Source organism: Polaribacter sp. ALD11 (assembly GCF_002831685.1).
GTDB lineage: Bacteria > Bacteroidota > Bacteroidia > Flavobacteriales > Flavobacteriaceae > Polaribacter.
The window spans coordinates 1,523,123-1,543,983 of the sequence record NZ_CP025119.1; the positions used below are offsets into that span (position 1 = coordinate 1,523,123).

Annotated in this window: 19 protein-coding genes; 9 read left to right on the forward strand and 10 right to left on the reverse strand. The window is 30.0% G+C overall.

The annotated features are described in order from the left end of the window. The first annotated feature begins 53 nt into the window (after positions 1 to 53). Positions 54 to 362 carry a DUF6122 family protein gene (locus CW731_RS15795; RefSeq protein WP_100945997.1) on the forward strand — a complete coding sequence of 103 codons (309 nt, stop codon included), beginning with the start codon at positions 54 to 56 and terminating at the stop codon, positions 360 to 362. Here the strand turns inward: CW731_RS15795 and CW731_RS06745 are convergent. Genes CW731_RS06745 through CW731_RS06765 form a run of 5 tightly spaced genes read right to left on the reverse strand, consistent with a single transcriptional unit; the run spans position 353 to position 7,031 of the window. Then, entirely contained in the window at positions 353 to 1,840 is a 1,488-nt protein-coding gene (locus CW731_RS06745; RefSeq protein WP_100945998.1) for a lipopolysaccharide biosynthesis protein, read from the reverse strand. The two genes, CW731_RS15795 and CW731_RS06745, sit on opposite strands and share 10 nt — an antisense overlap. Position 1,841: 1 nt before the next feature. Continuing rightward, positions 1,842 to 3,107, reverse strand: coding sequence for a glycosyltransferase family 4 protein (locus CW731_RS06750; RefSeq protein WP_100945999.1), 1,266 nt, complete (start codon positions 3,105 to 3,107; stop codon positions 1,842 to 1,844). Further along, the gene (locus CW731_RS06755; RefSeq protein WP_100946000.1) at positions 3,104 to 4,294 is read right to left on the reverse strand and encodes a glycosyltransferase family 4 protein; all 1,191 of its coding nucleotides are present in this window, start codon (positions 4,292 to 4,294) and stop codon (positions 3,104 to 3,106) included. Before CW731_RS06755 ends, CW731_RS06750 begins: the two co-directional genes overlap by 4 nt. After that, a complete protein-coding gene (locus tag CW731_RS06760) occupies positions 4,291 to 6,717 on the reverse strand; it encodes a YfhO family protein (RefSeq protein ID WP_232734741.1) in 2,427 nt (808 codons plus the stop codon). Before CW731_RS06760 ends, CW731_RS06755 begins: the two co-directional genes overlap by 4 nt. A 44-nt stretch (positions 6,718 to 6,761) precedes the next feature. After that, positions 6,762 to 7,031: a DUF4834 family protein gene (locus tag CW731_RS06765; protein ID WP_100946002.1), complete on the reverse strand. Its 270-nt coding sequence runs from the start codon at positions 7,029 to 7,031 to the stop codon at positions 6,762 to 6,764. Positions 7,032 to 7,209: 178 nt separating this feature from the next. Between CW731_RS06765 and CW731_RS06770 the strand changes: the two genes are divergently transcribed. From CW731_RS06770 to CW731_RS06795, 6 genes are all read left to right on the forward strand, one after another. Further along, complete coding sequence (locus CW731_RS06770) at positions 7,210 to 8,379, forward strand: transporter (RefSeq protein ID WP_100946003.1); 1,170 nt, start codon at positions 7,210 to 7,212, stop codon at positions 8,377 to 8,379. Positions 8,380 to 8,394: 15 nt separating this feature from the next. Continuing rightward, positions 8,395 to 9,516 (forward strand): GTP cyclohydrolase, encoded by a 1,122-nt coding sequence (locus CW731_RS06775; protein WP_100946004.1) that lies wholly within the window; start codon positions 8,395 to 8,397, stop codon positions 9,514 to 9,516. Positions 9,517 to 9,573: 57 nt separating this feature from the next. After that, positions 9,574 to 10,281: a 16S rRNA (uracil(1498)-N(3))-methyltransferase gene (locus CW731_RS06780; RefSeq protein WP_100946005.1), complete on the forward strand. Its 708-nt coding sequence runs from the start codon at positions 9,574 to 9,576 to the stop codon at positions 10,279 to 10,281. Positions 10,282 to 10,377: 96 nt separating this feature from the next. Further along, positions 10,378 to 11,019 (forward strand): DUF4159 domain-containing protein, encoded by a 642-nt coding sequence (locus CW731_RS06785; protein WP_100946006.1) that lies wholly within the window; start codon positions 10,378 to 10,380, stop codon positions 11,017 to 11,019. 71 nt (positions 11,020 to 11,090) lie between these two features. Continuing rightward, positions 11,091 to 12,008: a bile acid:sodium symporter family protein gene (locus CW731_RS06790; protein ID WP_100946007.1), complete on the forward strand. Its 918-nt coding sequence runs from the start codon at positions 11,091 to 11,093 to the stop codon at positions 12,006 to 12,008. A 13-nt stretch (positions 12,009 to 12,021) separates the two neighbouring features. After that, positions 12,022 to 13,098, forward strand: coding sequence for a lysophospholipid acyltransferase family protein (locus CW731_RS06795; RefSeq protein WP_100946008.1), 1,077 nt, complete (start codon positions 12,022 to 12,024; stop codon positions 13,096 to 13,098). Between the two features lie 82 nt (positions 13,099 to 13,180). On the opposite strand, the gene CW731_RS06800 is transcribed toward CW731_RS06795, so the two are convergent. The 4 genes from CW731_RS06800 to CW731_RS06815 all read right to left on the reverse strand — a co-directional run bounded on the left by CW731_RS06800 (position 13,181) and on the right by CW731_RS06815 (position 18,656). After that, on the reverse strand, positions 13,181 to 16,099 hold the full coding sequence (locus CW731_RS06800) for a glycoside hydrolase family 3 N-terminal domain-containing protein (protein ID WP_100947647.1): 2,919 nt from the start codon (positions 16,097 to 16,099) through the stop codon (positions 13,181 to 13,183). A gap of 229 nt (positions 16,100 to 16,328) precedes the next feature. Then, the gene (locus CW731_RS06805) at positions 16,329 to 16,814 is read right to left on the reverse strand and encodes an ABC transporter ATPase (RefSeq protein WP_100946009.1); all 486 of its coding nucleotides are present in this window, start codon (positions 16,812 to 16,814) and stop codon (positions 16,329 to 16,331) included. 76 nt (positions 16,815 to 16,890) lie between these two features. Further along, on the reverse strand, positions 16,891 to 17,718 hold the full coding sequence (locus tag CW731_RS06810) for a 3'-5' exonuclease (RefSeq protein ID WP_100946010.1): 828 nt from the start codon (positions 17,716 to 17,718) through the stop codon (positions 16,891 to 16,893). An 83-nt stretch (positions 17,719 to 17,801) separates the two neighbouring features. Beyond that, positions 17,802 to 18,656: a PPK2 family polyphosphate kinase gene (locus CW731_RS06815; RefSeq protein WP_100946011.1), complete on the reverse strand. Its 855-nt coding sequence runs from the start codon at positions 18,654 to 18,656 to the stop codon at positions 17,802 to 17,804. 162 nt (positions 18,657 to 18,818) lie between these two features. Here CW731_RS06815 and CW731_RS06820 point away from each other — a divergent pair, with 162 nt between their 5' ends. Both CW731_RS06820 and CW731_RS06825 read left to right on the forward strand, forming a co-directional pair. Then, a complete protein-coding gene (locus tag CW731_RS06820; RefSeq protein ID WP_100946012.1) occupies positions 18,819 to 19,340 on the forward strand; it encodes a superoxide dismutase family protein in 522 nt (173 codons plus the stop codon). 192 nt (positions 19,341 to 19,532) lie between these two features. Further along, complete coding sequence (locus CW731_RS06825) at positions 19,533 to 20,057, forward strand: type 1 glutamine amidotransferase family protein (protein WP_198519862.1); 525 nt, start codon at positions 19,533 to 19,535, stop codon at positions 20,055 to 20,057. A gap of 218 nt (positions 20,058 to 20,275) precedes the next feature. Here CW731_RS06825 and CW731_RS06830 read toward each other — a convergent pair whose 3' ends face one another. Further along, a complete protein-coding gene (locus CW731_RS06830) occupies positions 20,276 to 20,800 on the reverse strand; it encodes a TlpA family protein disulfide reductase (protein ID WP_100946013.1) in 525 nt (174 codons plus the stop codon). Between the last annotated feature and the right edge of the window lie 61 nt (positions 20,801 to 20,861).

Consider the following 20,861-nt stretch of genomic DNA (forward strand, 5'->3'; position numbering starts at 1 on the left):
GCTTTTTTAACAGCAATAAAATAGTTTACTTTTGTTTTTTATTTTATGTATACATGAGCTTCAAATTTATTATTCACTACGGGCTACATTTTTTTGTTCCTTTTTTAATTTCAATTCTTTTTTTTAGAGAAAAATGGAAAACTGTATATCTACTATTTCTACTTTCGATGCTCGTAGATCTAGATCATTTATTAGCAAACCCAATTTTCGCGAAAAATAGATGTAGTATTAATTTTCATCCACTACATTCATATATAGCAATAGGTATCTATGTAATTGGTTTATTTTTCAAAAAAACAAGAATACTTTGTTTTGCATTACTGTTTCATATGCTAACAGATTATATAGACTGCTATTTGTAATACTTTTTAAGAAGGTTGTCTAACTCTGCAGAAATATTCAACTTAAATATTAAAAAGATATATGCAACCACTATTAAAATACTTTTTAGAGCGATATTTAAAATAGGGTGAATAGGAAATTTCCAGAGGTAAAGATTGTCAATTGGGAAGTCCCAAAAATTAAAAGCTAGGTATAAAATTGCAATAATAACAATCATTTTAAATGACTTATTAGTAAAAGGGGTAATAGAAAACTTCCTTTTTACAAAATATAATTTAAATGTGTTTGCACAGAATATTACAATAAGCGTTGCTAACGCCAAACCATCTGTTCCCATATCTAATTCATAATAAAAAAGTTTATTTAAGAGGTATACAGAAATTGCCATAATAAGACTTATAGGCAGTGTTATTTTATAGAATTTAGAGTTGTTTATAATCGCACCATTATTCCCCATAAAGCCATTGTACAGTTTTAATAATGAAATCATAAATACAACCAATGCACCACCAGCATATTGTTTTGGCAACATGTTAAATAACTGACCAACATTTGCATTTATCAAAACAAAGAAAAGACCACTAATTAGTAATAAATTTATAGAACTCTTTTTATATAAAGAAGCTACTTCTTTATGGTTTTCTTCATTTAAGGTTTTAGAGGTTAAAGGTTGTAAAATATTTAGCATTGCCCTACTTGGTGCTTCAATAAAAGAACCTATAAATACGGCAACCGAGTAATAGGCTGCTGTTGCTAGAGTTTCTTTACCAGGAATCATAAATTTATCGATATCTAAAATAATTGCGCCTGCACTTCCTGCTAAAATAATATAGCCAGAAAAACGTAAAACTTCTTTATAGTTTTCGGGTTTAGAAAACGTAAATTTAGGAACGTATATTTTAAGTGCATAAAACATCATTATAAACATTCTTAAGAAGTATGCACCAGTTAAGTAATAGATAAATTCTACCTTTGTAATAAGCTCTAAATAAACTGCGAATAGTAAAATCATTACTACTACTCTATTCCATAATTCTTTTAAAACATTACCAAAAACAGTTTGAAAATGCACTTTTGCCCAAGAGTAAAAAATCTCGAAATAAGCACAAGCAACAGCTATTAAGTATATAACAAACGTATAATTTTTAATAATAGGATTTTCTTCTGATAAGTAATCTCCTATTTGTTCATAGAAAAGGTTTCCAAAATAAGCAATAGGAATCGCTATTAACAATGGTAAAAATAACACTGATGAAAGAAAACGATCTTTTTCTAATTTTGTAAAATAACTAGAGAAAAACTTTACAATTGTATGATGAATTCCTAATGCTATTAATGGCATTAGTAAGTTAGAGGTTGATAAGAGGAAGGTTACCAAACCATAATATTCATCCTGTAAAAAACGAGTGTATAAAAATAAGGTGTTTATTCCGCCAAAAGCAAAACCTAAATAAATAAAAAAAGTGTTTTTTAACGACTGCTTTAATACAATTCCCATGCTACGAATTTAAACTTTTTAATATAGAGGCTAAGTTTTTTGTAAGCTCTTTTCTATGGTATTTTTGAATATTATTAGAATTTACAGTCAATTTATTTTTTTTATATTTTTGATATATCTCTAATATCTCAGATTTTAACTTCTCTCCATTATCAAAATTTACAACAACACCAGCATTTGTTTCTTCTAAAATTGTAGCCAAATCTCCTTCTTCTGGTCCAATTGCTAAAATGGGTCTTTTTGCTGTTAAATATTCAAATAACTTTCCTGTTAAGATACCTTTGTTATTTTCTACATTAGGAATTAACAATAATAATACTTGCGTTTTTTTCTGATATTCTATTGCTTTATTATGTGAAACATACCCTATAAATTTTGTGTTTTCTTCTAAACCATTAAATTTAATAACTTCTTTTACTTCATCTGAAATATCACCAATAAAATTGAGTTGCAGATTCTTTTTAAATTCTAAATTATCTATACAAAGTTCTTTTAAAACTTTAAATAAAAGCTTCGGATTGCTCTGTTTTGGCAACAAGCCAATATAAGATATAGAAAATTTAAGATCTAAGATTACATTTTTAGACGCTAAAACTTCATCATCAAAACCATTTGTAATTACTTCTACTCTTTTTGCTTTTTTAGCAAATTCTTCTTTTAAAGAAGTACTGACTGTTAAAACACAATCTGCATTCTCTAAAACTGCTTCTTCTAATTTTAGATTCTTATTTTTGGCAAACGAAAGTTGATTAAACTCTTTATTATAATATAAATTAGACCAAGGATCTCTAAAATCTGCCAACCATTTTATATTGTTTTTTTGATGTAATTTTTGCGCAATTAGATGCATACTATGCGGCGGACCTGTAGAAATAATTACATCAATTTTATTTTTATCTAAATATTTTTGAAGATATTTTACAGAAGGTTTTACCCAAAACACTTTAGGATCTGGAATAAAAAAATTTCCACGAACAAAAGATAGCAGTCCGTTTTTACCAACATTAGAAACTCCTTTTTTCTGTTCCTTCTTTTTCTTCCAAAATAAAACAGCTGTAGGTTCCCAAATGGGTTGTTTTAAAATTTCTATGTTTTCAGGAACCTCTTTTAATAATGAAAAATCTTCTTTAGGATAACTACCATCATCAACCGTATACACAACAGGTTCTATGCCAAAACCTTGTAAATACTTTGCAAACTTTAACCAACGTTGTACACCAGAACCTCCGGCTGGCGGCCAATAATATGTAATTATTAAGACTTTCAAACGTGTAGATTATTATATAAGTTAATCAGTTTTTTAGAAGTTTCCTCCCAACAAAACTCATTCTGCACAAATTCTTTTCCGTTATTTCCTAATTCAGTTCTTAGCGGTTTACTTTTATATAAAGCTAAAACTTTGTTCGAAAAATCTTCTACATCTTTTTCTTTATGTACCAAACCAGCATCCACTTTTTCAACAAGTCTTTTCTGCGCAATTGCATCACTTACCAATAATGGTTTTGCAAAACTCATGTATTGAAAAATCTTGTTTGCATACGCAACATCGTGTTGTAAATTTCGATGTAACGGAGAGATACAAACTTCACTTGCTAAAATATAAGACTGAAAAAGCGAAACATTTTGCCAACCTTCAAAATCTACAAATGCTTCTAATTGTAATTCTTTTACTTGTTGTTTAAGTATTGTATCTGTGGTGTTTTTTCCAACAATTACTAATTTTACTTCAGGAATTTTGTCTTTCAATTTAGTTAATGCAGCAATAGCTGTTTGAATGCCTCTTCTTAAATGCGTGTCACCTAAATAGAGAATTACAAAGTTATTTTTATACTTTTCTATAATTGTTTTATCAACGGTATATTCTTCAAAAAATGATTTTCTAATGGTATTTGGTACTAAAACTAGTTTGTCTTTTTCTGAAGGTAATCTTATTGCCAATGTTTCTAAAAATTCTGGAGAAACAGCAATTACTTTATCTGCTTTTCGTATAAACTCCTCTTCTTTTTGTTTCCACTTTTGTGGAGAAATAATATATTTTCCAGGGAATTTCTGCAAATGCGGATAGAGTTTCATCACTTCTGGCATATTATCATGCAAATCTAAAACTACAGGAAGGTTTTGCTTTTTATTAGCATTGTAGACTGCTTCTGCTATTCGAATGTCATGAATATGTAATACTTCTATTTTTGTTTCTTCAATAAATTTAGCAATTTTTTGTTGCATTAAAAAAGAATACAAAGGAATTGTATACGCCAATGCAGAAAGTTTGTACTCTAATTTATTAGAAGTATATCTTTTAACTTGAATTCCGTTTATGGTTTCAGACGCTTTTTCATCGTTATATTTCAGACAAAAAAGAAAAACTTCATGTCCGTTATTTACTAAAGATACTGCTTCATTTTCCACTCTCGGATCTGGTGGAAACGAAGCGTCTAAAATCATTCCTATTTTCATGATTTTCGCTTCTTCTTTTTCTCATCATAAAAAAACCAACCAATAGAAACAAACAATAATAAGGCATAAGAAGTTAATGAAACTATTTTTCCTTTTTGAATTACTTCTGGCTCAAACTTGAATTCAATTTTATGTTCTCCTGCAGGAATTTCCATTCCACGTAAAACATAATTCACCCGAAAATGCGGAGTTAACTCATCATCTACATATGCATTCCAACCATCCTCATAAAATATTTCAGAAAATACTGCAAACTGATCTATTGCTGTTTTAGAATCATAACTTAATGAGGTTACATCGTAATCTATCAAAGTTATTATTGCAGTTGAATCTTGTTTCATTGGAAATTTTACAGCTAATTTCTTATAATCACTTTCTAAAATAACTGCTGCTGTTTTTGTATTCAAAGAATCTAAAGCAAGTATTTCTTCGTTTGCATTTTTTGCAGAAATTAGTTTATTTACAAACCAAACATTTCCATTTGCTTCCGGGTTTTGTTGTGCTTGCGGATTTCCTTTATCATCTGGTACAATAAAATATTTTGTATTCAACATGTTTAGAACTTGCATGTTGTTCTTCGCTATTTGAAAATCGAATAATTCTTGATATCGTCCTAATTTAGCTGCGTGATAACCACCAATTGAGTTATGAAAATAAGACGTACTTCCATCGTTCATAGGGTCTACAACAAAATTAGCAACTCTATAATGTGTTTTATCTTCTAAAATCATTTGATCTGCTGCAGAAGCTGTAAAAGGTTTCTCTATCTTTCTTGCTGATTTAAAATCATCTGCATTTACATATCTTTTGTCTACAGAAATTAAATCGAAAAGTATAAAAACGGTTAATGTAACAATTGCAAAAACTGATTTTAATTTGTCTTTTAAGAAAAACCACAAAACGCCTCCAGAAAGTAACACTAAAACTAAAGAACGAATGGTATCTGAAAGTAACATTGCCTTTCTATCTGCAATAACGGCATCTAAAAAACCAGGTATTTCGCTGTATTGTTGTGCATCTCTTAAACCTTCAAAAGTACCAAACATGTGTGCTAGTCCAAAACCAACAATAATCAATCCGCCAAAAACAATTACCGCTTTTTTTAAAGCCTCTTGCTTTTCTTTTACTTCAATTTTAGAAGAAAAGAATTGCTTCAACCCTAAAACGCCTAAAATTGGGACACACAATTCTGCAATAACTTGTATGGATGAAACTGCCCTAAATTTATTATATAAAGGAACGAAATCGATAAAAAAGTTGGTAACAAAATCAAAATTTCTTCCCCAACTTAGAATAATTGAGAAAACAGTTGCTGCAACCAACCATTGTTTTAATCTTCCTTTTACTAAAAACATTCCTAAGAAAAATAGAAAGAAAATTACAGCACCAATATATGCTGGCGCTTCTACAATTGGTTGATCTCCCCAATAGGTTAAGACTTGTTCAGAGTAATCTGCTGCTGCTTTTTTGCCTGCTTTTTCTTCTATGAATTCATAAAAATTAGAATTTTCTCCTAATTTCTCTACTGTTCCTCCGCCCATAAAACGCGGAATGAATAAATTAAATGTTTCTAATTTCGCGTAACTGTATTGTGTAATATATGCTTTATCTAATCCTTTTGTAACCTCTTTAGTAGAACCATCTAAATTTATTGTCAACTCAGATTTCCCTCTTGTACTATGATCTGCATATTCTTTCATCGCCATTAAACGTGGCGCATTTGCTCCGATACCTAAAAGAACAGCGGCAATAATTACTGCTGCTTGCTTTATAAAAACTTGAATTTTATTTTCTTTAAAAGCGTTTATAAATTCTACAATTCCTAAAATAAGCAAACAAAAACCAAGATAATAGGTCATTTGAATGTGATTTGTATAAATTTCTAAAGCCATTGCCAGACCTGTAACGATAAAACCAAGTACAAATTTTCTTTGAAAAACCCATAAAACTCCAGCAATAACCAGAGGCATATATGCAATTGCATGTGCTTTTGCATTGTGGCCTGCACCAAAAATAATAATTAAATAAGTAGAAAAACCAAAGGCTAAAGAACCTAAAATAGCCAATCTCCAATTTACTTTTAAAGCCATCATCAATACAAAAAAACTTAAAAAATATAAGAATGTATAATCTGCAGGTCTAGGTAAAAAACGAAGTAATTTATCTAAGGTTCGAACAATATCATTAGGGTAATAAGCACTTACTTGGTATGCAGGCATTCCGCTAAAAGAAGCTCCTGTCCAATAAGGTTCTGCATTATTATCTGCTCTATAATCATTAATATCTTTCACCATTCCTCTAAACTGAGTAATGTCTGATTGATTTAATTTTTGCCCTTTTAAAACAGGATGAAAATAAATTATAGAAGCCAATGTAAAAATAAGAATAGCAACTAGATAAGGAAATATTTTAGTGAATTTCAATTTGATGTTGTTTTATTGTTGTTGATGTATTCAATTAGAGAAATTTAATCTATTTCTTCAAAATCTACATATTCACCAACAGATTTTTTACTTTCTTGTTGGCTTCCTGGTTTTTTATCTATAATCGTTTCCCCTTCTTTTACAGAAGATTTTTTTTGTTGCTGTTCTCTTTGTTGTCCGCCATATTGCTGCGCTGCTTTTTTCTTAATTGTTTCTGCAGCTTTTCTCATTAGAAAAGGTGCAAAAAGTCTTGCTAAAAACTTAAAAGCATAATAAGATAAAACGAGAAAAAAAATTGTTTTAAGTAAACCCATTTGTAAATAAAATTATTAAATAATATACCAAAAATAACAATTTGAGTACAATTGAAGCGTTATGAATCTATAAAAGTTTCTTAAAGCTAAAAAAGAAGCGTTTGCCTTTATAAAATAGCTTTTTTATCCTATGTTTGTGAAGCATGTTAGACTTAAAATGTAAACCCTCTCTTTACCTATGAATGTGAGTAGATTAAACCTTTTTATTGTATTCTTTTTTATTGGCTATAGTACTGTTTTAGCGCAATATACAGACGTAATTAACTCGAACAAACCTGGTTTTTCTGAAAGCCCGTATAGCGTTGGTACTGGTGTTTATCAATTTGAAAGTAATATTTTTTTAAGGAACACGAGTATAGAACCTACTTTTTCTATACCACAATCTTTAGGTTTAGATTTACTATTTAGAACTAGCCTTTTCTTAGAAAAATTAGAATTAAATGCACAATTAACGTATCAACAAGATAAAGTTGCTTTTAAAAATGTTTTCACCTCTCATTATTTTACTTCTGGTTTTAGTAGAATGACAATTGGTGCTAAATATTTGGTTTATCAACAAGAATACGAAGACAAATCTAAAGAAATTAGAAGCTGGAAAAGGCGTCGTGCGTTTGATACAAAACGATTAATTCCTTCTGTTGCAGTATATCTAGGGATGAATACAGATTTTGTAAATGAAATACATAAAACAGGAAGCATTACCCCAAAAGCAGGTATTTTGTTACAACACAATCTTACCAAATATTTTAATGTAATCACCAATTTTTATTATGATAATATTGGTTCAGATTTTGCTGAATATTCTTATATTATTACTGCTACACAGAATTTTAGCGACCAATGGTCTGCTTTTTTGGAAAATCAAACTATTTTTCAAGAACATCAAAACAACACAAATGTAGGTTTAGGGTTGGCGTATTTATATAGTAGAGATTTGCAATTTAACACCTCTGGAAGATTACTTTTTGAAGGAAAATCACAAGGTTTTTATGCAGGTTTAGGAGTTTCTTACAGAATTAATAGACATGCAGATTCCTACATAGAACTAGATGATAATGGTTTAAAGTTAAAAGACACTCCAATTTCTAAATACAATAAAAAACAAGATAATTTCTTTAACCGACTTTTTAGTATTTTCAAAAAGAAAGATAAAAGCAGCAGAACAAGACCTACAAGAAGTAGAAAATCGGAATCTAAAAAGAAAAACGGTGGTTTTCTAGGTTTATTTGGAAAGAAAAAATCAAAAGTAAAAAAGGAAGAAACCGATATTGAAAAACTAGAAAGAGAAATTAAGGAGCTGGAAGAGGATATGAAAAAAGAAGGAAAGAAAAAAAACGGTAATAATTAGCACTGATTTTTTAAAATGATTACACTTAAAAAAATAACGAATAAAAAGGAAATGAAGCAATTTGTTACATTCCCTTTTTCATTATATAAAGACCATAAATATTGGGTTCCTCCTATTATTAAGGATGAAGTTGATAATTTTGATCCAAAGAAAAATCCTGTTTTCGATAATGCAGATGCACAATTTTTTGTTGCCATTAGAAACGGAGAAATTGTTGGTAGAATTGTAGCAATTATCAATTGGTTTGAGGTTGAAAAACAACAGATTAAGAAAATGCGTTTCGGTTGGTTCGATTTTATTGATGACATTGAAGTATCTAAAACGTTATTAGACAAAGTAAGAGAAATAGGTCTAGAGAACAATTTAGAATACTTAGAAGGACCTGTTGGTTTTAATAATTTGGACAAAACGGGAGTTTTAGTGGAGGGTTTCGATCATATTGGAACTATGATTACTTGGTACAATCACCCTTATTACAAAGATCATTTAGAAGAATTAGGTTTCGTAAAAGAAAAAGAATATTTAGAAAATAAATTCAAATTTAAAAATGTAGATGCTGTTTATTTTGATCGAGTTAGTAGCATTATAAAAAGACGTTTTAAGCTAAAAGCATTAGATTTTACAAAGACAAAAGATATTATGCCTTATGTAGATGAAATGTTTGAAGTTTTTGATAAATCGTACTCTAAACTATCTACTTTTGTTCCTATTTCTGACGCTCAGATTGCATTTTTTAAGAAGAAATATATAAGTTTCATCAATCCTGAATACATAAAATTTGTGGTTGATGAACATAATAAAGTAGTTGCTTTTGCAATTGTAATGCCTTCTTTTTCAGAAGCTTTACAGAAGGCTAAAGGGAAATTATTTCCATTCGGCTTGTTTCATTTATTAAAAGCCAGAAAACACTCTAAAGATGTTACGTTCTATTTAATTGGTGTGCATCCAGATTATCAAAATAAAGGTGTACATGCAATTATTTTCGATCAATACACAAAAACGTTTACGCCTTTAGGTATCGATAATTGCATACGAACACCAGAGTTAGAAGACAATGAAGCTATTAAGAAATTATGGGAAAACTTTAATCCTGTAACGCACAAAAGGCGAAGAACGTATAAAAAAAGTATCTTGTAATTAAGTTTGAAGTAAACAAAAACTACTCAAGTTTAAAACGCTGATAAAATCTAAAAAATGCAACTATTCTATAATTCAGAAATTTCTACAGAAACACAACAAATAACTTTCGATAAAATTGAAAGCAAACACATTGTGCGTGTTTTAAGAAAAAAAGAAGGTGATATTCTAAAAATCACCAACGGAAAAGGTTTTTTATTTGATGCTGAAATTAATTTCGCAAACGATAAAAGATGTTCTGCATTAATTATTAAAGCTGAAGAAAAACCAAAACCTTGGAATTATTATTTGCACATTGCAATTGCACCCACAAAGAATAACGACAGAATAGAATGGTTTTTAGAAAAAGCAACAGAAATTGGTATCGATGAAATTACGCCAATTATTTGTTCTAATTCAGAACGTAGAATTGTAAAACTAGAACGATTTGAGAAAATTATTCAATCTGCAATGAAACAATCTTTAAAATTCACATTGCCAAAACTGAATGAACCAGTAAAGTTGAATGACTTTATAAATCAAGATTTTGAAGGAAAAATTTGTATTGCACATTGTGAAGAACAAGAAAAGACATTATTACAATCCGTAGTAAATCCTTCAGAAAAAACAACCATTTTAATTGGCCCTGAAGGTGATTTTTCTGTGGAAGAAATTAAAAAAGCATTGGCTAAAAAATTTGCTCCTATTTCTTTAGGCGAAAGCAGATTGCGTACAGAAACTGCTGCTTTGGTTGCAGTGAATATTGTTTCTTTTATCAATCAGTAATTTAGTATCTTGCTTTCTATTATAACATTTCAGTTCGAGTAATTTCTACTTTTAAAACAACTGTTTTCGAACTCTTTAAAGAGAATTATTTAACTTATGAAGCAACTTCTTTTTTTTCTTTTTATTTCTATTTCTATAACAACCAACGCACAAGATGTTGCCATTTTAAAATACAATGGTGGTGGAGACTGGTATTCGAACCCAACTGCAATTCCTAATCTGGTGGACTTTGCAAATACAAATATCAAAACAAATATTTCTAAAAATCCGCAAACTGTAGAAGTTGGGAATCAAGATATTTTTAACTTTCCAATGGTTTTTATGACAGGACATGGAAATGTATATTTTTCTGATGAAGAAGCTGAAAACCTAAGAAACTACTTAATTTCTGGGGGATTTTTACACATTTCAGATAATTATGGTTTGGATAAATTCATTCGAAAAGAAATACAAAAAGTTTTTCCAAAATTAGAATTTAAAGAGATACCAAGTAATCATCCCGTCTATAACCAAACTTTTAAATTCCCCAACGGAATGCCAAAAATTCATGAACACGATAAAAAAACCGCACAAGGTTTTGGCATTTTCTATGAAGGCAGATTGGTTGTTTTTTACGATTATGAAACCGATTTAAGCGATGGATGGGAAGATGAAATTATACACAACAACCCTAAAAGTGTAAGAGAAAAAGCTTTAAAAATGGGGTGTAACATTATTGAATACGCTTTTAAGAATTAAATAGCAATGTCTTGTTGAACCTAAATTAGCATCTCATCTGCGCTCGACCAGACATTTCAAAATAAAGAAGAATGCAAAACCAAATTGACATAGATTCCATAAAAATAAACTTCGACGCTAGCGGATTGTGGGTTTTAAATATTGCAATTGGTATTATTATGTTTGGTGTAGCTTTAGGTATTTCTATAAATGATTTTAAACGCCTTTTAGAAAAACCTAAAATACTTTTTGTAGGTCTTTTATCTCAGTTTATTTTACTACCTGCATTTACTTTTATTGCAATATTAATTATAGAACCGCACCCAAGTTTTGCTCTAGGAATGATGTTGATTGCTGCTTGCCCTGGCGGAAATGTTTCTAACTTCTTTAGTAAAATGGCAGGCGGAAATGCCGCTTTATCTGTTAGCTTAACTGCTTTTGCAACCTTAATCTGCATTTTTATGACGCCTTTCAATTTACAGTTTTGGGGAAGTTTATACGAACCAACAAATGTAATTTTAGAAACTGTAGAATTAAATTGGATAGATTTGTTAAAGCTAGTTTCTCTAATATTAGGAATCCCTTTATTTTTTGGAATGTTGATAAAACACTACCATTCTGAAATGGCACGAAAAATAGAGAAAGTATTAAAACCTTTATCTATGTTGGTTTTTATTGCATTAATTTTTATTGCTTTTTCTCAAAATTTAGACGTGTTTGCAAATCATATTCATCATGTTATTTTCTTGGTAATTTTTCATAATATTTTTGCATTTATTCTCGGTTTTTATACTGCTAAAAGTTTTGGTTTAAACAAACAAGACACTAAAACGATTGCAATGGAAACAGGTATACAAAACGGCGGTTTAGGTTTATTACTAATATTTGGTTTCTTTGATGGTTTAGGAGGAATGGCTTTACTTGCAGCTTTTTGGGGGATTTGGGATGTCTTTTCGGGAATTCTGCTAGCAACCTACTGGGGCAGAAAACCTCATAAAAAGAGACAATAAAATACTATAATTCATGATTCAGAAAATTTGGTTTACACTTGTTTGGGTTTATATAAAATTTGGTTTGTTTTTTTACACTAAAAAAATAACCGTTTTAGGTAAAGAAAATATCCCGAAGAAAGGTGCTGTTTTATTTGCTGTAAATCACCCAAACGGATTGGTAGACCCACTATATGTTACCACAACTAATAGGAGACAGAATCATTTTTTAGTAAGGGCTGCTTCTTTTAAAAACCCGATTGTAAAAAAAATCTTAGAGTCGTTGTATTTAATGCCCATTTATAGAATTAGAGATGGCATTCAACAATTAGCTAACAATCAAGAGATTTTTGAAAAATGTTTTAATATTTTAAAAAAAGGAGAAACTTTAATGATTTTCCCTGAAGGAAGTCACGATAAAAAAAGAACGATTAGACCTTTAAGTAAAGGATTTACAAGAATTGTTTTTGGTGCTTTAGAGAAATATAAAGATTTAGAAATAACCGTAATTCCTGTAGGGGTTACTTACCAACACCCTTCTCACTTTCCTTCAAAAGTGGCTATAAACTATGGAAAACCAATTACTACAAGAGCCATTTTTGAAGAAAACTCATTAGCAAAATCAATTAATATCTTAAAAAAGAAAGTAACAGACCAATTAAAAATAGTTTCGGTTCATATTTCTGATGATGAGAATTACGAAACAATTTTACAAAAACTAAATGATGCTCAGGTAGATTTTACAGCAGTAGACAACGTAAATGAAATGATTAAAAACAACTCATTTCCTTCTAAAAAAAATTCTAAGAAAAACTACTTAAAACCACTACTTTATTTAATTATTTTAAACAGTATTATTCCATTTTTACTTTGGAAAAAAGCTTCTCAAAAAATTGATGAAATTGAATTTATAGATACATTTCGATTTAGTATAAACCTATTTATTTGTAGTTTATTTTATTGCTTACAAGCGCATATTCTAAGTATTTATTACGGAAACACAATTGGTTTCTTTTACTTAACAATTTCTGCTTTACTAATTCTAATCTACGTAAAAACAGCACCTACAAATGCTAAAAAACACATCGATTTTGTAGAAGCTAGCAAATAAATCTAGCCCTGATTGTAGCATTTGTTTGAGCTCTTTTTTGTCTTTTACAAAAAAAGCGAGTGCGAAAAGCAGGAAATAGCTTCTAATCTATAATTGCATCTTGAATTACTTGTTGAATCTTAGTTCTCATATTACTTCTAATCAACCCTCTGTTATTCATGTTAGGATAGACTCTGTTTGATAAAAACACATACACTAATCCACTTTTTGGATCTGCCCAAGTATACGTTCCTGTAAAACCAGAATGACCAAAACTCTCGTCTGAAACACAACCACAAGTAGCTTTTATACGCGGATTTAGTTGTGGCTTGTCAAACCCTAAACCTCTTCTTACTTTTTCATCAGAAAAATATCTATGATTAAATTTATCTATAGTTTCTGATTTTAAATATCGTTTGCCGCCATAAAAACCTTTTTGTAAATACATTTGCATAATTTTACCAACGTCATTTGCATTGGCAAATAAACCTGCATGACCACCAACACCGCCTAACATTGCTGCACCCATATCATGCACGTAACCTTGCAATAATTGGTTGCGGTAATAATCGTCTCTTTCTGTTGGTACAATTTGGTTTCTATGAAACTTCTTTAAGGGTAAATAGGTTGTTCTGTCTGCTCCTAAAGATTGATAAAACTGTTCGTCTACCAATGTTTCTAATGGTTTTTCATATTTTAATTCTAATGCTTCTTTAAAAATATAATAGCCTAAATCGCTATATTTATAACCCCCTTTTTTTCTTTGATCTGCATCTTTTATGTATTTATAAATACTGTCTTTGTAGTTATGGTTAATAAAAAGATTTTCTGCCACCTTGATGCTAAATTTACTCGTCTTCTTTTTCCTGTAAAAGGTAGCTAAATTTTTATGAGTTACACTGTCTTGAGTATCTATATAAAAAGGAATCCACGCTTTTAATCTACCAAAATGAGAAAGTACTTCTTTAACGGTTACTTTTTCTTTATTTGAATTAGAAAAACTTGGTAAAATATCTCTTAAACTTGCTGTTAAGGGTATTTTATGTTCTTCTTCTGCTTTCATCATTAAAGGTAAAGAAGCTAAAATTTTGGTAAGAGAAGCTAAATCATAAATATCAGAATTTTGCACTTTTAATTTCTTATCATGTGTATGATACCCATAGCTTTTTTCTAAAATTACCTTACCATTTCTAGCCACAAAAACCTGAAAACCAGGGGCCATTTTTTGATTGATAATAGTATCTGCCATTTTATCTATTAAAGCTAATTTTCTAGAAGACATACCTACCGCTTCTGGTATTGTGTACTCGAACCTACTTAAATTAGAACTTAAAAGGCCAAATCCTTCTTTAAACCGAGAGCCGATAGAAACTGGTAATTTCCCTTTTGCAGTAGTTGCGCCAAACAATAATTGTGCAGAAATTTCTTGTGCCAATTTACTGTTTTGGTAAGAAACAATTAAACCTTCTATATTGGCAAAACTTTTTATTTGCAACAAACTATACGGACTCGTAAAAACATCTAAAATAACAGATTTTTCCCTCGCAATTTCTTGTAGCCAAACCAATTCCTTATTTGAAAACTTATAACTTTTCCAAGGATTTAGATTCGATTTATGAAAACCAATAATTACATAATTATACGGTTTTAATTTTGAAATTAATTTGTCTAGATTTTTATCAGAAACAACAGTTACTTTTGTATAATTCTTTAGCATATTTACATAAGAAGTATTCTCTGCATCGCCTAATTTCACATAAGCAATCTTTTGCTTCTCTAGATCTCTAATTGGCAAATTACCATTAATGTTTTTAACTAAAGTTAATGAGTTCTTTACCAATTCTCTGTGCAACAACTCATCTTCGACTCTATTTAAATCTTCTTCAATGTTTTCTAAAACAATTGGTTTGTAATGATGTAAACCTGCCCAATATTTAGATTTTAGAATCTTTCTCACAGAAAAATTCAAACGCTCTTCTGTTAAGGTTTTTGTTTCTAAAGCCCTTTTAATTAACGCTATGGAACCTGGTACATCTTGCGGAATCAGTAACAAATCGTTACCCGCTTGCAATGCCGCTAAATCTATCTGTGCAGAAGTTGCATAATTACTTGCACCTTTCATGTTTAAACCATCAGTAATAATTAAACCCTGAAAACCTAACTTTTCTTGCAACAAATGGGTGACTACATTTTTAGAAAGCGATGTTGGTAAATTAGGATCTGGTTCTAGACTTGGTATGTTCAAATGCGCGGTCATAACACTTGCCAAACCAACATCAAATGTTTTTCTATACGGATATAGTTCTATGGAATCTAAGCGTGCAACATCAAAATCTAAAAGCGGTAATGTGTGATGAGAATCTGCAGCTGTATCTCCATGACCAGGAAAATGCTTTCCATTTGCTAAAACACCTTCACTTTGCATTCCTTTAATAAACGCAATTGCCTTTTCGGTAACATTTTCTTTGCTTTCACCAAAAGACCGATTACCAATAATCGGATTTTCTGGATTTACATTAATATCTATTACTGGTGCAAAATTGACATGAATTCCTATTCTTTTTGCATGCTGACCAAGATGTTTTCCAAATTGTTCTACCAAAGAATCATTTCTAATTGCCCCCAAAGTCATGTTCCAAGGAAAACGATACGTATTTTTTAAACGCATATCTAAACCCCATTCACCATCAAAACCAATTAATAAAGGCACTTTTGCAGAATCTTGATATTTATTTGTTAATTCTGCCTGCTTTCTAGGTGTTCCTTGCATAAATATCAAATTACCAACATGATACTTTGTAATCATTTTAGCAACAAAATCCTCGTGTTTTTCATCTAAATTAGAATAGGCCTGTATCATAAATAGCTGTCCTATTTTTTCATCTACAGACATGCCATTCATAATACTATCTACCCAAATTTCTTGCGCAACAAAATCATTCGTCCTTAACGGATCTAATCTTTGTGCGTTTAAATTGTGGCCAACAGCAATTAATAATAGTAATAATATACTTTTTTTCATTCTAATTTTTTGAATATTTTTTGGGCGTTTTAACAGGCTTTCCACTATATCTTTTTAAATACTACTTCAGAAACTACGAGTCTCTAAATCATAGTAATTTCTTACTAAAACAGATTACTTCGTCATTCTTCCTCGTAATGACGCAGATTAAAAAGAATTTAAAAAGGATGCCGTTTCAATCCTTAACGCAACTTTCTGCAGTCTTAATACGATAACTTAAAATCAATAGTTATACCAAAAAGCGTTTATGCCAGCTTTCTTTTGCTGCAACTTCCCAATTATTTTCAAAATCTTCTTTCGTTGCTACCATATTATTAAAAACAATAGTATCTGGTGTTACTTTCTGTTCTTTAGCAAATCTTTGAAAATCTGATAACTTCACTAAGTTAATAGTGTTATTATCTTTAAAAGTAACGTTCATTTTATTCATTAAGTCTAAAGAAAGTTCTTTTTCTAGAGCTTGTATAAAACGGACAGAACTATCTATAGAACAACCAGAAACATTGTTAAAACTTTCATCTACTGCCAATACTAAAAACTGATTGTATTTAATAGTAAACGAACCTTTTAAATCGTCTCCATGACGCGTCCATTGGTTTATAAAGTCTTCTGCTTTTAAAGCAATAAATTCCATATCCTTATTTGTAAATTCTCTATCTGCTTGGTAAATCCAAACACGAGAATTACTCGGTAAATTTTTATATTCTGTAAACATAATTTTACTTTTTTAATTAATTAGATATTTAGATTTCTCAATCGCCTAAAAGACTCCTTTCAAAATCATAAATAACCTATCGCAAATTAAATTTCTGTTGTAAAGCCTGTAATTTATCTTTGTCAGACATTTTCTTTTTAGGCACCGTCATTCTATCTTTAATCTCTTTCAATACCTTTTTTGTATACAACGGAAAGTCTGCATTCTGCATCCAATTATTATACCCTGGGTTTTCTTTAAAAACCTCTTCTACCGTTCTTCCTTTGTATTTTCCGAAAGAAAAAATTTCTTGCTTCTCATCATTCATCAAAACAAAACCAGCAAAATCTGCTCTTTCTCCGTGTGTAGAAAATTCACTTAAAGCGTCTACAGAGTTTCCTATATCTTCATATTTATCTAATTGTGCTAATAAGATTTCATACGTTGCATTGGTGTCTGCTTCTGCACCATGAGCGCCTTCTAATTCTTTTCCGCAGTAAAATTGATACCCCGCACTTAGAGTTCTTTGTTCTTTTTTATGAAAAATAACTTGAACATCAATTGCTTTTCGATCTTTCATGTCAAAATCAATTCCTGCACGCATTAACTCTTCTGCTAACAAAGGAATATCGAATCTATTAGAATTAAAACCAGCCAAATCGCATCCTGCAACCATATCACTTACCTGTTGTGCCAACTCTTTAAAAGTTGGTTCTGAAGCTACTTTTTCATTTGTAATTCCATGAACATCAATCGATCCTTGAGGGATTTCCATTTCCGGATTTACCAACCACGTTTTACTTTCTTTATTTCCGTTAGGAAACACTTTTAAAACAGCAATTTCTACAATTCTGTCTGTTGCAATATTTACACCTGTAGTTTCTAAATCGAAAAATACAATTGGTTTTGTTAAATTTAAGTTCATTATTTATTGTTCGTGAAATTTATAAACTTTTCAACTTCGCTCGAAAAGACAGATGTAATTGTCTATTCAAGAAAAGTTAAAAATTACTCTTTATTTAATTGTTCTTTAAATTCTTCTATTCTTACTGCTACTTTTTCTGGTAATTCTGGTGCTTTAAAATTGTACTTTTCTAATTCTTTTTGTAAAATTTCTGCTAAAATATATCTAGCTGAATCTTTATCATCCGCAGGAATTACAAACCAAGGCGCATTTTCTTTGGAAGTTCTGTTTAATAAATCTTCATAACAGAACTGGTATTTGTCCCACAATTTACGTTCTTTTAAGTCATTTGCAGAAAATTTCCAATTCTTTTCTGGAATGTTTAATCTTCTTAATAATCTATTTTTTTGTTCGTCTTTAGATAGATTTAAGAAGAACTTTAGAACAATGGTTCCGTTTTTTGCTAAATGACTTTCAAAATCATTTATTCTATCCATTCTATCATGGTAAAAAGCATCGTCTAAATCTTCTATTTTTTTAATCGTTGGAATATTTTCGCCAAAAACATATTCAGGATGCACTCTTGTTACCAGCACATTTTCATAATGGGTTCTATTAAAAACACCAATTTTCCCTTTTGCTGGCAACGCAATATAATGCCTCCACATAAAATCATGCTTCAACTCTAATTCTGTTGGCACCTTAAAACTATGTACAACAACACCACGAGCATTTACATCTTTAAAAACCTCTCTAATTAAGCTATCCTTACCAGAAGTATCCATTCCTTGCAAACAAACCAACACACTATATTTGCCTTCTGCATACATAGTATTTTGTGTTTTACTTAACTTTTTACGAAGTTTTTTTAGCCTCTTATCGGCATCTTCTAAAACTTCTTTTGTATCAAAATTCTCTAATTTAATGCTGCTTGAAATCTTATATTTCCCTATATCCATCCCTCCAATTATTAATCTTTAAAGATAAAAAAAATATCTTTTTTAATACTATTTTTAGATATTGTTTAACAAAATTTTAAAAAAGAAAAAGATAAAAAAAAGTTAACCTAAAAGGAATTTTATAGTCCTTACCTTTGATAGATTAACTTTAAATATTAAATGATGAAAACCTTAAAAAAATTCGGAATTCTTTTATTCTCAACAATAATCTTAGCCTCTTGTAGTGTTAACGAAAAAAAAGCTGTTGCTAAAATTGAAGCAAAAAGCGGAAGTAACGTTTCTGGAACTGTCTCTTTTATAGAAAAAGATGGAGTTGTAACCATGAAAGCTGAACTTTCTGGTCTTTCTGAAGGAAACCACGCCATTCACATTCACGAAATTGCAGATTGTTCTGCTCCTGACGGAAAATCTGCTGGAGGTCATTGGAATCCTACAGAAAAGAATCACGGAAAATGGATGCAAGAACCTTTTCATATTGGTGATATTGGAAATTTAGTAGTAGGTAAAGACGGAACAGGAACCATCGAAAGAGAAACTAATTTATGGTCTGTTGGTGGTAAAGACGTAAACAAAAACATTGTTGGGCATGCCATAATTATTCACGAAGGTCCAGATGATTTTAGTTCTCAACCTTCTGGTGCAGCAGGACCAAGAATTGGTTGTGCCGCAATTATTAGAAAATAAAAATTCTTTAAATAGCGTATAGAAAAACCGAGCGAAAGCTTGGTTTTTTTTTGTTATAAAACAAGTGTTTTCGCTCTCAGTTTTCTCATTAAAAAATTTAACTTCGCTAACTACTTATATAGGTTATTAAAATAAAGACTTATAGTATTAACGTAACCAAAAGCTAAAAATAACTGACTAAGAATAAAAATTATGACTAAAAAAAATATCTACATATTTCTATTCAATGGATTTTCTGATTGGGAAATTTCATATTTGACGCCTGAGCTACAGAAAAGCGAAAAAATAGAATTAAAGTATTTTTCAATTGACGGGAAAAGTATAAAATCTATGGGTGGAATGAATATAACCCCAGAATTTTCAATTGATCAAGTTGACTCAAATCAAGTTTCAGCAATTATACTTCCCGGAGGTACAGCTTGGGAAAACAAATCAATAAATGGAATAGATGGACTTATTGAAAAATTACATGCCCAAAACAAGGTAATCGGAGCGATTTGCGGAGCGACAACATACCTTGCAGGCAAAGGTTATTTAGACAATTTAAATCATACGAGTAATGCTTTGTTTTATCTTCAAAATTTTGCAAAAGACTACAACGGAGCTGATAATTATATAAACGAACTTGCTGTAACCGATACCAATTTAATTACTGCGAATGGAATTGGACCAATTGAATTTGCTCGTGAAGTCTTCAAAAAAAATAGAATTACATAGCGAAATTGATATAGAGAAATGGTTTCAATTATTTAAAAATGGAATATGGACAGAATAGGACTTATCTGTAACACCATATAAAATTAATTTTTAGTTTTTACCCGCTTAATAAACTCACAACCAACTTTAAATAACAACCTCTACAAAAAATATAAAACCCCAAACAAAATAAACTTGTTTGGGGTTTTTAATATTCAAAACAAAGAATATTCTATTCTTTATTGTTTTAAAAAGGTTTGTAATTCTACCTCTAAAGTTTCATACGTAAAAGATTCCTCGTAAAACGTACGTTTGTTAGTATTGTAAATTAAGGTTGCTGGTATGGCTCCAGACCAATTTTTATCGATTGCTTTAATCCAAATATCTTCATTTACATCATCTAACAAAACTACTTTAGATTGTATATTTTTCTTGATTATAAAAGGAATTAATTTACGCTCTACTTGCTTCGGAAAATCTAAACTCACCAATAACACTACTACATCTTTAGAAGCATATTCTTTATGTAACTTTTCAAAAGCTGGCAACTCTTTAACACAAGGTGCACACCAAGTTGCCCAAAAATTAACAACATAGGTTTTGCCATCATTTTTTTCTAGCAAAGGCTTTAACTCATTATAAGTATATGTTTTTATGCTAATTTCTGAAGTATTTACTGCTTGTTTTTCATTTTTAGCAACTTCTTTTTTACAAGAAACAATTCCTAAAAAAATAAGACAGAGAAGAATTGATTTTAATTTCATTTTATAAAATTAGATATTAATTAAGTAATTAACTGATTCTAAAAAACCTATTGATAATTAT

Coding starts and splice junctions, on each gene's coding strand:
- CW731_RS15795 (WP_100945997.1), top strand. CDS start 54: ATGAGCTTCAAATTTATTATTCACTACGGGCTACATTTTTTTGTTCCT.
- CW731_RS06745 (WP_100945998.1), bottom strand. CDS start 1,840: ATGGGAATTGTATTAAAGCAGTCGTTAAAAAACACTTTTTTTATTTAT.
- CW731_RS06755 (WP_100946000.1), bottom strand. CDS start 4,294: ATGAAAATAGGAATGATTTTAGACGCTTCGTTTCCACCAGATCCGAGA.
- CW731_RS06765 (WP_100946002.1), bottom strand. CDS start 7,031: ATGGGTTTACTTAAAACAATTTTTTTTCTCGTTTTATCTTATTATGCT.
- CW731_RS06770 (WP_100946003.1), top strand. CDS start 7,210: ATGAATGTGAGTAGATTAAACCTTTTTATTGTATTCTTTTTTATTGGC.
- CW731_RS06775 (WP_100946004.1), top strand. CDS start 8,395: ATGATTACACTTAAAAAAATAACGAATAAAAAGGAAATGAAGCAATTT.
- CW731_RS06780 (WP_100946005.1), top strand. CDS start 9,574: ATGCAACTATTCTATAATTCAGAAATTTCTACAGAAACACAACAAATA.
- CW731_RS06785 (WP_100946006.1), top strand. CDS start 10,378: ATGAAGCAACTTCTTTTTTTTCTTTTTATTTCTATTTCTATAACAACC.
- CW731_RS06790 (WP_100946007.1), top strand. CDS start 11,091: ATGCAAAACCAAATTGACATAGATTCCATAAAAATAAACTTCGACGCT.
- CW731_RS06795 (WP_100946008.1), top strand. CDS start 12,022: ATGATTCAGAAAATTTGGTTTACACTTGTTTGGGTTTATATAAAATTT.
- CW731_RS06800 (WP_100947647.1), bottom strand. CDS start 16,099: ATGAAAAAAAGTATATTATTACTATTATTAATTGCTGTTGGCCACAAT.
- CW731_RS06805 (WP_100946009.1), bottom strand. CDS start 16,814: ATGTTTACAGAATATAAAAATTTACCGAGTAATTCTCGTGTTTGGATT.
- CW731_RS06810 (WP_100946010.1), bottom strand. CDS start 17,718: ATGAACTTAAATTTAACAAAACCAATTGTATTTTTCGATTTAGAAACT.
- CW731_RS06815 (WP_100946011.1), bottom strand. CDS start 18,656: ATGGATATAGGGAAATATAAGATTTCAAGCAGCATTAAATTAGAGAAT.
- CW731_RS06820 (WP_100946012.1), top strand. CDS start 18,819: ATGAAAACCTTAAAAAAATTCGGAATTCTTTTATTCTCAACAATAATC.
- CW731_RS06825 (WP_198519862.1), top strand. CDS start 19,533: ATGACTAAAAAAAATATCTACATATTTCTATTCAATGGATTTTCTGAT.
- CW731_RS06830 (WP_100946013.1), bottom strand. CDS start 20,800: ATGAAATTAAAATCAATTCTTCTCTGTCTTATTTTTTTAGGAATTGTT.